Annotated in this window: 2 pseudogenes; both read left to right on the top strand. The window is 59.2% G+C overall.

Annotation, left to right across the window (positions count from 1 at the left end):
- Nucleotides 1–381 (top strand): annotated as a pseudogene (locus tag NKI54_RS36415) (aminotransferase class V-fold PLP-dependent enzyme); the annotation flags it as partial.
- Nucleotides 368–529, top strand: a pseudogene (locus NKI54_RS36410) (MBL fold metallo-hydrolase); the annotation flags it as partial. The pseudogenes NKI54_RS36415 and NKI54_RS36410, both read left to right, overlap by 14 nt.

Raw genomic sequence — 529 nt, 5'->3', positions numbered from 1 at the left:
TTCCGGGTCAAAAACGGAAAGGACGGCTACGTCCACCAGCAGCTGATCACGCGCATGCTAAGCGACCGGTTCGGGATCCAGGCGCGCGGTGGCTGCGCCTGCGCCGGCCCGTATGTCCACAGACTGCTGTCGATCGACGACGAACGGTCCGAGGAAATCAGGCAAGCCATTCTCTCCGGCGACGAAATGAAAAAGCCTGGGTTCACCCGGTTGAATTTCAGCGTTCTGCTGCCGGACGAGAAGGTGCAGTTCATACTCGATGCTGTAGCGCAGATTGCGTCGGACGCAACGGACTTCGAACATGACTACGACCTCGATCCTGGCCGGGCGATCTTCTTCCCGCGAGCCGCAGTCGAGGGCATTGCCCATGCAGCAGCCTGAAGTCGCCGGGTTCTATGATGCACGGACGGGCAGCATCCAATATGTCGTTGCATGCCCGAGTTCACGAAGATGCGCCATCATCGACCCCGTACTCGATTTCGACGAAAAGTCTGGCTCGACAGCAACGACAAATGCGGACGCGATCCTC

This window comes from Mesorhizobium sp. M0663, from assembly GCF_040320585.1.
GTDB lineage: Bacteria > Pseudomonadota > Alphaproteobacteria > Rhizobiales > Rhizobiaceae > Mesorhizobium.
This window is presented reverse-complemented; position numbering and strand designations above follow the sequence as displayed.